This window comes from Streptomyces sp. SM10 (genome assembly GCF_002910915.1).
GTDB lineage: Bacteria > Actinomycetota > Actinomycetes > Streptomycetales > Streptomycetaceae > Streptomyces.
Genome location: NZ_NEUF01000175.1, coordinates 33,310 through 46,690 on the forward strand (window position 1 = coordinate 33,310; position 13,381 = coordinate 46,690).

Genomic DNA, 13,381 nt, shown 5'->3' on the forward strand with positions numbered 1-13,381 from the left:
GGAGTGCCCACAGGCGATCGCCCGTGCGGGAGCGTGTCCCGCACGGGCGATCGGTGTGCTCTCCGTGCAGGGTCAGAGGCGCTCGGGCGTCCGGATGCCGAGCAGCTTCATGCCCTGGTGGAGGGTGCGGGCGGTGAGCTCGACGAGGAAGAGCCGGTTCTCGACGACCTCCGGCGCGTTCTCGTCGCTGAGGACCTGGCACTGGTCGTAGAACGTGGTGAGGTGCGAGGCCAGCTGGTAGAGGTACGCGGCCAGCTTGTGCGGCTCGTACCCCTCGGCCACCTCCTCCAGGACCGCGCCGAACTGGTCCAGGTGCAGGCCCAGCGCGCGCTCGGCCGGGGCCAGCTCCAGCTCCGGGTGGGCGGCGGGCTTCGCGTCGCCCGCCTTGCGCAGGATGGAGCGGATCCGGGCGTAGGCGTACTGGAGGTACACCGACGTGTCGCCGTTCAGCGACACCATCTGGTCCAGGTCGAACTTGTAGTCCCGCACGGCGGAGGTCGACAGGTCGGCGTACTTCACCGCGCCGACACCGACGTACCGGCCGTTCTCGACGATCTCGTCCTCGGACAGGCCCACCTTCTCGGCCTTCTCCCGGACCACGGCGGTGGCCCGCTCGACGGCCTCGTCGAGGAGGTCCTCCAGCCGGACGGTGGTGCCCTCACGGGTCTTGAAGGGCTTGCCGTCCTTGCCGAGGACCGTGCCGAAGGCCAGCTGGTGCGCCTTGACGTCGTCGTTGAGCCAGCCGGCGCGGCGGGCCGTCTCGAAGACCATCTTGAAGTGAAGGGACTGCCGGGCGTCCACGACGTAGACCAGGGTGTCGGCCTTGAGGCCCTGAACCCGGTCGCGGATCGCGGAGAGGTCGGTGGCCGCGTAGCCGTAGCCGCCGTTGGTCTTCTTGACGATCAGCGGGACCGGGTTGCCGTCCGGGCCCTTCACGTCGTCGAAGAACACGCAGAGCGCGCCCTCGGAGCGGACGGCGACGCCCGTCTCCTCCAGGATCCGGCAGGTCTCCTCGAGCATGTCGTTGTAGCCGGACTCACCGACGATGTCGGGGTCGGAGATGACCATGTCGAGCTTGTTGAAGACGGAGTAGAAGTAGATCTTCGACTCGTCGACGAAGCCCTGCCAGAGCGCCAGCGTCTCCGGGTCGCCGGCCTGGAGGGCCACCACCCGGTCACGGGAGCGGGCCTTGAACTCCTCGTCGGAGTCGAACAGGACCCGCGACGCCTTGTAGACGCGGTTCAGCGACGACATGGCCGCCTCGCCGTCCGCCTTGCCGCCCTCGTGCTCCAGCTCTCCCGGGTGCTCGAAGAGGTACTGGATGAGCATGCCGAACTGGGTGCCCCAGTCGCCGATGTGGTGGCGCCGGACGACGTTCTCGCCGGTGAACTCGAGGATCTGGACCATCGCGTCACCGATGACCGCCGACCGCAGGTGGCCGACGTGCATCTCCTTGGCCACGTTCGGCTGGGCGTAGTCGATCACGGTGGTGCCCGCGGCGGACTTCAGCGGCACACCGAGCCGGTCGCCGTCGGCGGCGCGCGCGGCGAGTGTCTCGACGATCGCCCGGTCGGTGAGGGTGATGTTCAGGAACCCGGGGCCGGAGACCTCGATGTCCTTGATCAGCTCACCGGCCGGAAGGGCGGCCGTGACCTGGGAAGCCAGCTCGCGCGGGTTGCCCTTGAGCTTCTTGGCGAGCGCGAGGATGCCGTTCGCCTGGAAGTCGGCCCGGTCGCTTCGGCGCAGCAGCGGGTCCGCGGTGCCGGCATCCGGCAGTGCTGCCGTCAGGGCGTCCGCCAGCTGCTGCTGGAGCGTGGAAGCGAGGGAAGGGACCGAAGCCATGAGCCGGCTGCCGTTTCCGTAGGAGACAAAGGATCACCCCAGTATCCCACGGGGCGTAAAGCCGTTTTCGCGCTGCGGGTGGTACCTGGGAGAATGGGGGTGCCCCTCATGGGGGTGCCCCTACGAGTCCTACACGAGAGAAGGACGTGCCGACCGTGGCTTCCAGTCAGAGCAGCACCGAGACCGACTGGGTCTCCCGCTTCGCGGACGATGTCATCGCCGAATCGGAGCGACGTGCGCCTGGCAAACCGGTCGTCGTCGCGTCCGGCCTCTCCCCGTCGGGCCCGATCCACCTGGGCAACCTCCGCGAGGTCATGACCCCGCACCTCGTCGCCGACGAGATCCGCCGCCGGGGTCACACCGTGCGCCATCTGATCTCGTGGGACGACTACGACCGCTACCGCAAGGTGCCGAACGGCGTCGAGGGCGTCGACGACTCCTGGCAGGCGCACATCGGCAAGCCGCTGACCTCGGTGCCGGCCCCGGCCGGGTCGGCGTACCCGAACTGGGCCGAGCACTTCAAGGCCGCGATGACCGAGGCGCTCGACGAGCTGGGTGTCGAGTACGACGGCATCAGCCAGACCGAGCAGTACCTGGCGGGGACCTACCGCGAGCAGGTCCTGCACGCGATGAGGCACCGGGCGGACATCGACGCCGTCCTGGACCGCTACCGCACCAAGAAGGACGGTGCGGCGGGCGCCAAGGGCGGCAGGAAGCCCCAGCAGAAGAAGGTCGACGAGGCCGAGCTGGAGGCAGCCGAGGGCTCCGGCGCGGCGGACGAGGACGACGGCGGTTCCGGCTCGGCCGGCTACTTCCCGTACAAGCCCTACTGCGGCAACTGCGAGAAGGACCTCACCGTCGTCACGTCCTACGACGACGACACGACCGAGCTGAACTACACGTGCTCGGCCTGCGGCTTCGCCGAGACGGTGCGGCTCAACGAGTTCAACCGCGGCAAGCTGGTCTGGAAGGTCGACTGGCCGATGCGCTGGGCCTACGAGGGCGTGATCTTCGAGCCCAGCGGCGTGGACCACTCCTCGCCGGGCTCCTCCTTCGTCGTCGGCGGCCAGATCGTGCGCGAGATCTTCGACGGCGTCCAGCCGATCGGGCCGATGTACGCGTTCGTCGGGATCTCCGGCATGGCGAAGATGTCCTCCAGCAAGGGCGGTGTGCCGACCCCGGCCGACGCGCTGAAGATCATGGAGGCGCCGCTGCTGCGCTGGCTCTACGCCCGCCGGAAGCCGAACCAGTCCTTCAAGATCGCCTTCGACCAGGAGATCCAGCGGCTCTACGACGAGTGGGACTCGCTGGCCCGCAAGGTGGCCGACGGCTCGGTGCTGCCCGCCGACGCCGCCGCCTACGCACGGGCCGTCGGTACGGCCGCCGGGGAGCTGCCCGCCACCCCGCGCCCGCTGCCGTACCGCACGCTCGCCTCGGTCGCCGACATCACCGCCGGCGCGGAGGACCAGACGTTGCGCATCCTCGGCGAGCTCGACCCTTCGAGCCCGCTGACCTCGCTCGACGAGGTACGCCCCCGGCTCGACCGCGCCGAGAGCTGGATCACCACCCAGGTTCCGGCCGAGGCCCGCACCATCGTCCGTGACGAGCCGGACAAGGAACTGCTCGGCTCCCTGGACGAGCAGGGCCGCGAGTCGCTCAGGCTGCTCCTGGAAGGGCTCGACTCGCACTGGTCGCTGGACGGCCTGACCACGCTGGTCTACGGGGTGCCGAAGGTGCTGGAGGGGCTGGCGCCCGACGCCAGGCCGACCCCCGAGCTGAAGGTGGCCCAGCGCTCCTTCTTCGCGCTGCTCTACCGGCTGCTCGTCGGCCGGGACACCGGCCCGCGCCTGCCCACGCTGCTCCTCGCGGTCGGGGCGGACCGGGTGCGGACGCTGCTCGGCGCGTGACACACCGGATGTGAGGACGGGCGGGCCGCTCAGCGGCCCGCCCGTCTCGTCGTCTGCCCTCGCCCCTACGCGATGTGGTCGGCGGCCATCTCGTTGTCGAAGCGCTGCTTGAAGCCGGGGAGCAGCTTGCGGAGCAGTGCGGCGCTGTGCGGGTGGCGGACGTTGTGTCCGTCCGAGAGGTGGATGTCGAGCACCTCGGCGCTCGGGTAGTCCTGGTGCTGATGCGTGTACGCCGTGAACACGTCGTACGCGATCTCGCCGAACTCGATCTCGGTCTGGGCCCATTCGGCGGGGTCGGCCTCCTGCTGGGCCGGTTCCTGCCGCACCTGCTCCTGCTGTCCCTGCTCCTGCGGTCCGGTCCCCGGCTCCGTGGTGCGGGGGCGCGGGAACGCGCCGATGGTGCCCACGTTGCCGAGCGGCCGGGTCCTGCCGGGCGCTCCCGAGGGGACCATCACGGGGCTGCTCTCGACACCCTCCTCGTAGGTCGGGTCGTACGCGCCCTCGTAGGCCTCGTCCGGCACCTTGTGGGCGAACCAGGGGCTGTCGTGCGAGCCGGGACCCTCCTGGGGGTACTGCTGCTCGAACTCGTCCTGCTGTACGAACCGTTCCTCCTGTTCGTACGCGTCCTGCCGGTGCCGGTCCGGCCGGTCGTGCTCCTCCTGCAGGGGGGCCTGCTCCTGCGCGTCCTGCGTCTGCGGTGCGTACGGGAGCTGGGGGTGCTGCGCGCTCTCCACGGCGGCGGCGGGGGCCGGGGGCAGGAGAGCCGGTTCGATGCCGGCGGCTGCGAGGCCGGCCGGGGCGGTCTCGGCGAGCGGGACGCCGTACTTCGCCAGGCGCAGCGGCATCATCGACTCGACGGGCGCCTTGCGGCGCCAGTTGCGGCCGAAGCGGGCCTGGAGGCGGGCCTGGTAGATCAGGCGGTCCTGTTCGAGCTTGATGACCTGCTCGTAACTGCGCAGCTCCCACAGCTTCATCCGACGCCACAGCTTGAACGTGGGGACGGGGGAGAGCAGCCAGCGGGTGAGACGGACGCCCTCCATGTGCTTGTCGGCGGTGATGTCCGCGATGCGGCCCACGGCGTGCCGTGCGGCCTCGACGGCGACGACGAACAGGATGGGGATCACCGCGTGCATGCCGGTGCCCAGCGGGTCGGGCCAGGCGGCGGCGCCGTTGAAGGCGATCGTCGCCGCGGTCAGCAGCCACGCGGTCTGGCGCAGCAGCGGGAAGGGTATGCGCATCCACGTCAGCAGCAGGTCCAGCGCGAGCAGGACGCAGATGCCCGCGTCGATGCCGATCGGGAAGACGATCGAGAAGTCGCCGAAGCCCTTCTCCTCCGCGAGTTCACGGACGGCGGCGTACGAGCCCGCGAAACCGATCGCCGCGATGAGCACGGCGCCCGCGACGACGACCCCGATGAGTACGCGGTGTGTGCGTGTCAGCTGCATGGCGGCCACCCGCGATCCCCTCCCGACTTCGACGAACCGGCTCCACTTCGGCATCCGGCGCGGGCACAGCCTGGCACATGCCCGCCGGGCGTGTTGCGTGGGGAGGGGCCGAAGCCCGGTACTCGGAGGAGCACCGGGCTTCGTCAAGGCGCCTTCGGGCAGGGGAGTTGGTGCTCCTGCCCGTTCCGGTCACGACTCCGTGTCGGACTAGCCGTCCGCCTTCGCGGTGGCCTTGCCGGTCGTCTTCGCTGACGTCTTGTCGGTCGTCTTGTCGGTCGTCTTGGACGACGTCTTGGGGGACGGGGAGGCCGTGGACTCCTTCGAGTCGCCGTCGTCGTCGGCGCCGACGGCGGAGACGGCTTCCCCGGCGGCCTTCTGCGCGTCCTTGAGGATGTCGGCGGAGGAGGGCGACTTGGCGCCCGCGAACCCGGCCCCGTTGTAGGTGACGCTGACGACGACGTTGCCGGTGCGTGCGATGACCGTCGCGTACTCGAAGTCCTCGCCGGACTTCTTCAGGCCGTACGTGATGGCGGTGGCCTGCTCACCGAGACCGGTGGCGGGCTTGGCCGCGGGCTTCTCGGCGCCCTCGGTCGCCTGCGCCTTGGCCACCTGCTTCGTGTACTCGTCCGTCGCGCGCTTGGCGCCGCTGCCCAGGGACTGGTCCGAGTCGAAGCGGGTGAAGCCTGCGTCGAGCCAGCGGTACTGCGAACCCTTGACGCCGTTGTCGTCCAGGCCGTTCCAGGAGCAGCCGCCGCGGGCCGCGGTGTCGCTGGACTTGCCCGGGGTACCGCCCTTGGTCTTGGTCTTCGGGACCAGGGCCTCGATCGTCTTCCCGGAGATCGCGGAGCAGGCGTCGGGCAGCGAGGAGAACTTCGCGGGCTCGACGGTCGGCTCGGCCTTCTTCGTGCTCGGGGAGGACGAGGAGCCCGAGTCCTTCGAGTCGCCGGAGTCCGACGAGCAGCCGGCGACGACGAGCATCACCGGAACGGCGGCGCAGGCGAGTATGCGGGACAGTCGCGGGGCTGATCGGTGCATGGTTCCTTCACTCGGACGGCACGGCGGTGTCGGTCGTGCGGGCGGGCGGGTGGTACGTCGGTCGGGCGGGACCGGGCCGTACGTCGCGGTGGATCACCGCCCGGTACGCCGGTCGGGGCCACGGTACGACGGACCGCGACCGGATGCCGCCTCCGGCCGGAGGGCCGGGGTGTGACGGCGGCCCCGGCCGAGGGCCGCCGGGGACCGGTCATCAGCTGAGGGTCTCGTCCAGTTTCCGCGCCAGGGCCTGCGCCTTCTCCTGCAGTTCCCTGCTGTCGGGGACCGCGGTGAAGAGGGCGGGCTGTTCCGTGTACACCACGGTCACGATGACGTTCGATGTGCGGAATACCACGCTCACGGTGCGGTGCTGCGCGGTGGATCCCGCCTGGGTGAGCGCGTCGTCCAGGAACGCGGCGTCGCCGAGTTCGTCCAGCAGCCGCGGCCTGAGGTCCTCGTCGGGGCCGGCGTCGGTGGCGCTGCCCGAGGGCTCGGTGGAGGGGGTGGCGGAGGGCTTGCCGCCCGGCGAGCCGGAGGGCGTGCTGCTCGGTGAGGCGGAGGAGGACCCGCCGGGCTTGTCGCCGGGCTTCTCGCTGGGGGTGACTCCGCCGGACGTCGGGAGGGCGGCGGCCTCCTCCTTCTTCGCGTACACCTCCCGGGCGCGGTCGTCGTCGCTCACCGAGGGGTCGTACGACACGACGCGTTCGAAGTCGATGGACAGGTTCCGGGAGGCGTCAGGGGCGTCCGACGCCCAGCGGCAGCCGACCTTGCGGTCGGTGTCGTAGGTGACGGCCGCCGTGCCCTCGTACACCTTCTCCTGCTGCTCCTCGGGCAGTTCGGCGGCGCCCGGCAGCAGGTCCTTGAGCGTGGAACGCGGCACGGCACGGCAGGATTCGGGCAGCGTCCGGTACTTCCCGGGAGGCGCTGCCGTGACCGTCGGGCTGCCGGGCTTGCTGTCGGCGGCGGGGTCGTCGGCGTCGGAGCCGGCGCTGCAGCCGGCGACGAGCGCCACGAGAAGCGCGACGCCGGGTACGTACGCCATGTGTCGCACGGTCCCAGGCTCCCTTCGGTACGAAAACGGGTTGCCGCTCGACGGCGGCCGGTGGACACAATGTGTATCGCACGCGCCGCTGTGAATGCCGGTCGGCCGACCTGTATGCCGACCTAGGCACCGGTTTTGCGCTTTCAGTCTTTTCGGGGGAATCGAGGGGTTATGTCGTATGTAGAGGTGCCGGGTGCGCAGGTTCCCATCCGTATGTGGGCGGATCCGGCGTCCGTCGAGGACGGCGCGATGCAGCAGCTGCGGAACGTGTCCACGCTGCCCTGGATCAAGGGCCTCGCCGTCATGCCGGACGTCCACTTCGGCAAGGGGGCGACCGTCGGCTCGGTGATCGCGATGCACGGCGCGGTCTGCCCGGCCGCGGTGGGCGTGGACATCGGCTGCGGGATGTCGGCGGTGAAGACGTCGCTCACGGCCAACGACCTGCCGGGCGATCTCTCGCGGCTCCGGTCGAAGATCGAGCAGGCGATTCCCGTGGGCCGGGGCATGCACGGCGAGACCGTCGACCCGGGCAAGCTGCACGGCTTCCCGACGAGCGGCTGGGACGACTTCTGGTCGCGGTTCGACGGGATTGCCGAAGCGGTCAAATTCCGTCAGGAGCGTGCGACGAAGCAGATGGGAACGCTCGGATCCGGCAATCACATGATCGAATTCTGTCTCGATGAGGCAGGGGTGGTCTGGTTGATGCTGCACTCCGGGTCCCGGAACATCGGCAAGGAGCTCGCCGAGCATCACATCGGGATTGCCCGGGGGCTGGCGCACAATCAGGGTCTGGTCGATCGGGACCTGTCGGTCTTCATCTCGGACACTCCGCAGATGGCCGCGTACCGCAACGATCTGTACTGGGCCCAGGAGTACGCCAAGTACAACCGCGCGATCATGATGGCGCTCTTCAAGGACGTGGTTCGCAAGGAGTTCAAGAAGGCGAAGCCGCTCTTCGAGCGTGAGATCTCCTGCCATCACAACTACGTCGCGGAAGAGCGGTACGAGGGCATGGAGCTGCTGATCACCCGCAAGGGCGCGATTCGCGCGGGCGCCGGCGAATACGGGATCATCCCCGGCTCCATGGGGACGAGTTCCTACATCGTGAAGGGCCTCGGCAACGAGAAGGCGTTCAACTCGGCCTCGCACGGCGCTGGTCGGAGGATGAGCCGGAACGCGGCCAAGCGCCGCTTCACGACGCGCGATCTGGAAGAGCAGACACGAGGGGTGGAGTGCCGCAAGGACTCCGGCGTCCTGGACGAGATCCCGGCCGCGTACAAGCCGATCGAGCAGGTCATGGAGCAGCAGCGGGACCTCGTCGAGGTCGTCGCCAAGATCAAGCAGATCGTCTGTGTGAAGGGCTGAGGCCCCCCACCCCGCACGAGCGGCAGGCCCCGGACCATCGTGGTCCGGGGCCTGCCGCTGTGGAGCCCCGGGCTCCCGCAGCGGGGATCCGGGGCTCGGCCGTCAGTCGTCGGTCCTCAGCCGGTGCGGTGGACCTTGGAGTTGGAGGCCTGGGCGCGGGGGCGGACGACCAGGAGGTCGATGTTGACGTGGCTGGGGCGGGTGACGGCCCAGGTGATCGTGTCGGCCACGTCGTCGGCGGAGAGCGGGGCGTCGACGCCCGCGTAGACCTTGGCGGCCTTCTCCGTGTCGCCGCGGAAGCGGGTGGCGGCGAACTCCTCCGTCTTGACCATGCCGGGCGCGACCTCGATCACGCGGACCGGGGTTCCGACGATCTCCAGCCGGAGGGTCTCGGCGAGCACGTGTTCGCCGTGCTTCGCCGCGACGTAGCCGCCCCCTCCCTCGTACGTGGAGAGGCCGGCCGTCGAGGAGAGGATCACGACCGTGCCGTCCCCGCTCGCGGTCAGGGCGGGGAGCAGGGCCTGGGTGACGTTGAGCGTGCCGATGACGTTGGTCTCGTACATCTGGCGCCAGTCGGCGGGGTCGCCGGTGGCGACGGGGTCGGCGCCCAGTGCGCCGCCCGCGTTGTTGACCAGGACGGCCAGGGACCGGAACGCGGTGGCGAACTCGTCGACCGCGGCGCGGTCGGTGACGTCCAGGGCGTAGGCCGTGGCCTGGTGACCCGCTTCGCTGATCTCGGCGGCCAGGGCCTCGATGCGGTCCTTGCGGCGTGCGGTGAGCACCACGCGGTATCCGGCGGCGGCCAGCTGCCTCGCGGTCGCGGCGCCGATGCCGCTGCTCGCGCCGGTGATGACGGCGATGGGGGTGGCGGCCATGCGAACTCCTCGGACAGCTGATCGGTACGGGGCCAGGATAGGCGGGCGGTGCCGGGGCGGTTTCAGTGGTCGCGGGGGGCGTACATGATCAACGCCATGCCCGCCAGGCAGATCAGCGCGCCGGTCACGTCCCAGCGGTCCGGGCGGTAGCCGTCGGCGACCATGCCCCAGGCGATCGAACCGGCGACGAACACCCCGCCGTACGCCGCGAGGATGCGGCCGAAGTCCCCGTCGGGCTGGAGCGTGGCCACGAATCCGTAGGCACCGAGGGCGATGACGCCCGCGCCGATCCAGATCCAGCCGCGGTGCTCGCGCACCCCTTGCCAGACGAGCCACGCGCCCCCGATCTCGAAGAGCGCGGCGACGACGAAGAGGGCGACGGAGCGGGCGACGAGCATGGGGCCAGGGTGTCACGCGGGGGGAGGAGCCGGTGCCGAGCCGCTCAGGCGGTCGGTGTCCGGCGCCCCGCCACGCCGAACTCGCCTACGGCATCGGCCACCACGGCTTCCAGGCGGGCGTGGTGGGCGCCCCGCCAGTACACCCGGCCGCAGGCCGTGCACTGCGCGAACACGTCGTAGGACGCCTGCGTGCCCTCCTCCAGGAGGGCGCTCACGGAGTCCTTGTCCGCCTTCGAGAGTTCCCCGTTGCAGGCGGTGCAGCGGGTCCACGGTGCGAGGGCGGGAGCGAAGCGCCCCAGAATGTCGCGGAGCTGCTCCTCGGGCCGGTCGCTGTACACGTACGCCCCGGCCCAGATCTCCCTGCGCCGGAGCAGTCCCCGGTCGCGGGAGAGCATGACGCGCCGCTGCTCGGCCGAGCGGGCCGCCAGTGCCGGGTCGCCGATGTCCTCGCTCTCGTACGCCGCGTCCACGCCCAGGAGTCGCAGACGCCGTGCCAGCGTGCCCAGATGGACGTCGAGCAGGAAGCGCAGCGGCGCCCCCGGGACCTCCTGGGGGCGCCGGACCGGCCGCACCCCGACGTGTTCGCCCGCCGCGGGGATGTGGGACACGGGCACGGGGCGGCCGTCGACGAGGAGCTCCCCGGCCTCGGTGAGCGGGATGCCGAGTGACTCCACGACGTGTCCGAGGGTCGACGAGCCGTCCGTGACGACGGCCGTGGTCCCCTGCCGGCGGTCGTGTGCGACGAAGAGCCGCAGCTCCGGGGCTACTTCGAGGGAGATCTCGGGTCCGTTCACCCGGTCAGGATGCCACCGGCGGGGCGCGGCGGCGACGGGTTTCCGGCCGCCCCGGCCGCCGGGCCCGCGGGATCCCCCGGTGGGCGGGGGTCAGCGCCGTGCGAAGGCGGCAGGGGGTACGCCCACCGTGGCCGTGAAGTCCCTGACCAGGTGGGCCTGATCGCTGTAGCCGAGATCGGCGGCGAGTGCCGCCCAGTCGGGTTCCGGGTCCGCCCCGGCCCGCTGCAGCGCCTCGTGGATGCGGTGGCGGAGGATCACCCACTTGGGCCCCACCCCCACGTAGGCGGAGAACAGCCGCTGCAGTGAGCGTACGGACATGCCTCCCGCCCGGGCCAGGGCGTCCACGCGCAGCAGCGAGCGGTCCGTGCGCACGAGTTCGGCGAGCTCCGTCGCGAGCTCCGCCTGCGCGTCCGGCGGCGGAACGAGGGGGAGCAGGTACGTGTCCAGCGCCGCGACCCGGTCGTCCTCGTCGGCCGGATCGAGTACGGCCCGCGCCGTCGCGGAGGCCGAAGGCCCGGCCACGGGTGCGGCCAGCGCCTCGTCCGCAGGGACCCGGCGTCCGGTCCACTCCGACACGGGCCGGTCCGGGGCGAACGGCCGGAAGGCGCCGGGCCGGAACTTCACGCCGCACACCCGCCCCCTGCCCTCCAGGCGCTGGCTGAACAGGCCCTCCACGACGCCGTACACCTCGGCGGAGCCGGCCCGTTCCGCCACGCTGCCCGACTCCGTGCGCTGGAAGACCAGGTGGACGCTCGGGTGCGGCACCACGTGCGAGGTGTACGGCCGCGGGAGGTCCCAGTCGATCAGCCAGTAGTGCTCCAGGTGGTGCCGCAGCGCCGGCGCGGGGTCGCGGAGCCGGAAGCGGACGTGGGTGAACAGGTCGGGGGCGTCGACGATGCCCCTGGTCTCGCGTTCAGGCCCTGCCATGGTCGGATCCTAGGTCGGACGAACCGCCGCGCTGTCGTGTTTCTTCAAGACGCCGCAGGGCGGCGGGGGCATGGTCGGAGACATGAAGACGATCAGCGAACTCCTCGAAGGTGCCGCCGCGCGGGCGGTCCCCGTCGTGCGGGGCGTCGACGACGACCGGCTGGCCGACTCCACGCCGTGCAGCGAGTACGACGTCCGGGCCCTGCTGAACCATCTCTTCCTCGTGATCGAGAATTTCAGGGCCCTCGCGGTCAAGGGATCCACCGACTTCAGCCGGACGGACGACGTCGTCACGGGGGACTGGCGCGGCCGCTTCGACGAGGCGGCGGCGCTGCTGGTGACGGCATGGGCCCAGCCGGGCGCCGAGGAGGGAACACCCGGAAAGATGGGGATCCCGGCCAGGACGGTGGGGCTCATGGTGCTGGGGGACCTGACCGTGCACGCCTGGGACCTGGCCCGGGCGACGGGACAGGACTTCGAGCCGGACGCCGCCGTGGTGGCGGAACTGGGGCCGGGGCTGGAGGCGATGGCCCCGCAGGCGCGGGAGATGAAGGTGTTCGGCGAGCCCTTTCCCGTGCGGCCCGGAGCTACGGCTTTCGAGCGGGTGCTGGCCGTGACGGGCCGCGATCCGGGGTGGAGTCCGGCAGGCCGCTGACGGCCGGGAGCGGTGTGGCCGGGTCGGCGTAGAGCCGGCCGAGGGCGGCGTACGCACCGTCGACGAGCGCCTCGGCCCGGGCCACCGCCTCGCGGGCGGCGAGGCGGGCGGCCCGGCGGGTGTAGGGGGACGGCGGGTCCCGGCGCAGACGCCGGCAGTCGCAGACGGCGTACACCCCGCTCGCGACGGCCACGGCCGGAACGGTCAGGGCCAGCAGCAGGTCGTCCATGGCGGGGCTCCTCGGGGCGTGCTCGTCGTGCCCCTTGCATCGGCAGCCCCCGTGGTGCGGCTGGAGACCGTTCTTCGGCCAATGAATGGCCGAAGAACGATCTCCGTATCCGCTGGAAGGCCCTCCTCCGCGTGTGCCGGAGGGCGCCTTCCGAGGTCAGGCCTCCGGCCCGGCGTTCGGGCCGGTCGTCTCCGACATCCCGATGGCGGCCCTCGTCGCGGTCATGGTCATGGTGCGCATCGCGACCTTCGGCCGGCGCTCCACCGCGCCCAGGACCCTGAAGCGGATGCCCGCGGGAGAGATCGCCGTGATGGTGATCACGGTGTTCTGCGTCGTGGCCACGGAGGATCTCGCCGTCGGAGTCGTCGTGGGTTCGGTCACAGCGATGGTCGTCCTCGCCCGGCGGGTCGCCCACCTGACCGACGTCACGTCGGTCACCGACCGGGAGGTCGACAGGGTCGTCCGATCCGTCTTCGGCGAGCTGTTCTTCGCCTCCTCCGACGACCTCGTCGGCCGGTTCGACCACGCGGGCGATCCGGGAGAGGTCGTCATCGACCTGACCCGCCGCGCACATCTGGGACGCGTCGGAGGTGGCGACGCCGGACGCCGTCACCACCACGTACGAACAGCGGGGCAAGCGCGTGGAGATCATCGGTCTCGACGCGGAGTGCCGACCTCCACGGCTCCCTCGGCGGCCGCCTCGGCCCAGGCGGGCCGCCCGTCGGCGGGTGGCCCGGAAGCGGGTACGGCCGGCCCGCCCGGAGTGCCGCGGCCGGCGGACCGGGGATGCCGGGGGACCGGTCGGGCCAGGCTCCTCCTGGGCGTCCGCCGGCGGTGTGCCGGGCCTCGTTCTTCCCGGGCGGCAGGGCC

Annotated in this window: 12 protein-coding genes and 1 pseudogene; 4 read left to right on the forward strand and 9 right to left on the reverse strand. The window is 71.3% G+C overall.

Translation table 11 applies throughout. The annotated features are described in order from the left end of the window. Window positions 1-72 precede the first annotated feature (72 nt). On the reverse strand, window positions 73-1,842 hold the full coding sequence (gene argS, locus B9S57_RS28905) for an arginine--tRNA ligase (RefSeq protein WP_103760129.1): 1,770 nt from the start codon (window positions 1,840-1,842) through the stop codon (window positions 73-75). 146 nt (window positions 1,843-1,988) lie between these two features. Between argS and lysS the strand changes: the two genes are divergently transcribed. After that, window positions 1,989-3,749 carry a lysine--tRNA ligase gene (gene lysS / locus B9S57_RS28910; protein ID WP_181011517.1) on the forward strand — a complete coding sequence of 587 codons (1,761 nt, stop codon included), beginning with the start codon at window positions 1,989-1,991 and terminating at the stop codon, window positions 3,747-3,749. A 65-nt stretch (window positions 3,750-3,814) separates the two neighbouring features. Here lysS and B9S57_RS28915 read toward each other — a convergent pair whose 3' ends face one another. The 3 genes from B9S57_RS28915 to B9S57_RS28925 all read right to left on the reverse strand — a co-directional run bounded on the left by B9S57_RS28915 (window position 3,815) and on the right by B9S57_RS28925 (window position 7,268). Continuing rightward, entirely contained in the window at window positions 3,815-5,203 is a 1,389-nt protein-coding gene (locus B9S57_RS28915; RefSeq protein ID WP_103760130.1) for a DUF2637 domain-containing protein, read from the reverse strand. Window positions 5,204-5,401: 198 nt separating this feature from the next. Continuing rightward, window positions 5,402-6,229 carry a DUF3558 domain-containing protein gene (locus B9S57_RS28920; protein WP_103760131.1) on the reverse strand — a complete coding sequence of 276 codons (828 nt, stop codon included), beginning with the start codon at window positions 6,227-6,229 and terminating at the stop codon, window positions 5,402-5,404. A gap of 211 nt (window positions 6,230-6,440) precedes the next feature. Further along, complete coding sequence (locus B9S57_RS28925; RefSeq protein ID WP_103760132.1) at window positions 6,441-7,268, reverse strand: hypothetical protein; 828 nt, start codon at window positions 7,266-7,268, stop codon at window positions 6,441-6,443. Between the two features lie 171 nt (window positions 7,269-7,439). Here B9S57_RS28925 and B9S57_RS28930 point away from each other — a divergent pair, with 171 nt between their 5' ends. Then, window positions 7,440-8,633, forward strand: a complete 1,194-nt coding sequence (locus B9S57_RS28930) for an RtcB family protein (protein ID WP_103760133.1) — start codon at window positions 7,440-7,442, stop codon at window positions 8,631-8,633. Window positions 8,634-8,749: 116 nt separating this feature from the next. Here the strand turns inward: B9S57_RS28930 and B9S57_RS28935 are convergent, their stop codons facing one another. The 4 genes from B9S57_RS28935 to B9S57_RS28950 all read right to left on the reverse strand — a co-directional run bounded on the left by B9S57_RS28935 (window position 8,750) and on the right by B9S57_RS28950 (window position 11,627). After that, window positions 8,750-9,508: an SDR family NAD(P)-dependent oxidoreductase gene (locus B9S57_RS28935; protein WP_103760134.1), complete on the reverse strand. Its 759-nt coding sequence runs from the start codon at window positions 9,506-9,508 to the stop codon at window positions 8,750-8,752. 62 nt (window positions 9,509-9,570) lie between these two features. Next, entirely contained in the window at window positions 9,571-9,906 is a 336-nt protein-coding gene (locus B9S57_RS28940; protein ID WP_103760135.1) for a YnfA family protein, read from the reverse strand. Window positions 9,907-9,950: 44 nt separating this feature from the next. Beyond that, window positions 9,951-10,700: a Mut7-C RNAse domain-containing protein gene (locus tag B9S57_RS28945; protein ID WP_103760136.1), complete on the reverse strand. Its 750-nt coding sequence runs from the start codon at window positions 10,698-10,700 to the stop codon at window positions 9,951-9,953. A 90-nt stretch (window positions 10,701-10,790) separates the two neighbouring features. Then, complete coding sequence (locus B9S57_RS28950; protein WP_103760137.1) at window positions 10,791-11,627, reverse strand: helix-turn-helix domain-containing protein; 837 nt, start codon at window positions 11,625-11,627, stop codon at window positions 10,791-10,793. A gap of 82 nt (window positions 11,628-11,709) precedes the next feature. Between B9S57_RS28950 and B9S57_RS28955 the strand changes: the two genes are divergently transcribed. Then, window positions 11,710-12,282, forward strand: coding sequence for a TIGR03086 family metal-binding protein (locus tag B9S57_RS28955; RefSeq protein ID WP_103760194.1), 573 nt, complete (start codon window positions 11,710-11,712; stop codon window positions 12,280-12,282). Here B9S57_RS28955 and B9S57_RS28960 read toward each other — a convergent pair. Then, window positions 12,215-12,511, reverse strand: a complete 297-nt coding sequence (locus B9S57_RS28960) for a hypothetical protein (protein WP_103760138.1) — start codon at window positions 12,509-12,511, stop codon at window positions 12,215-12,217. The two genes, B9S57_RS28955 and B9S57_RS28960, sit on opposite strands and share 68 nt — an antisense overlap. A gap of 175 nt (window positions 12,512-12,686) precedes the next feature. Between B9S57_RS28960 and B9S57_RS28965 the strand changes: the two are divergent. After that, window positions 12,687-13,213, forward strand: a pseudogene (locus B9S57_RS28965) (sodium-independent anion transporter); the annotation flags it as partial. Between the last annotated feature and the right edge of the window lie 168 nt (window positions 13,214-13,381).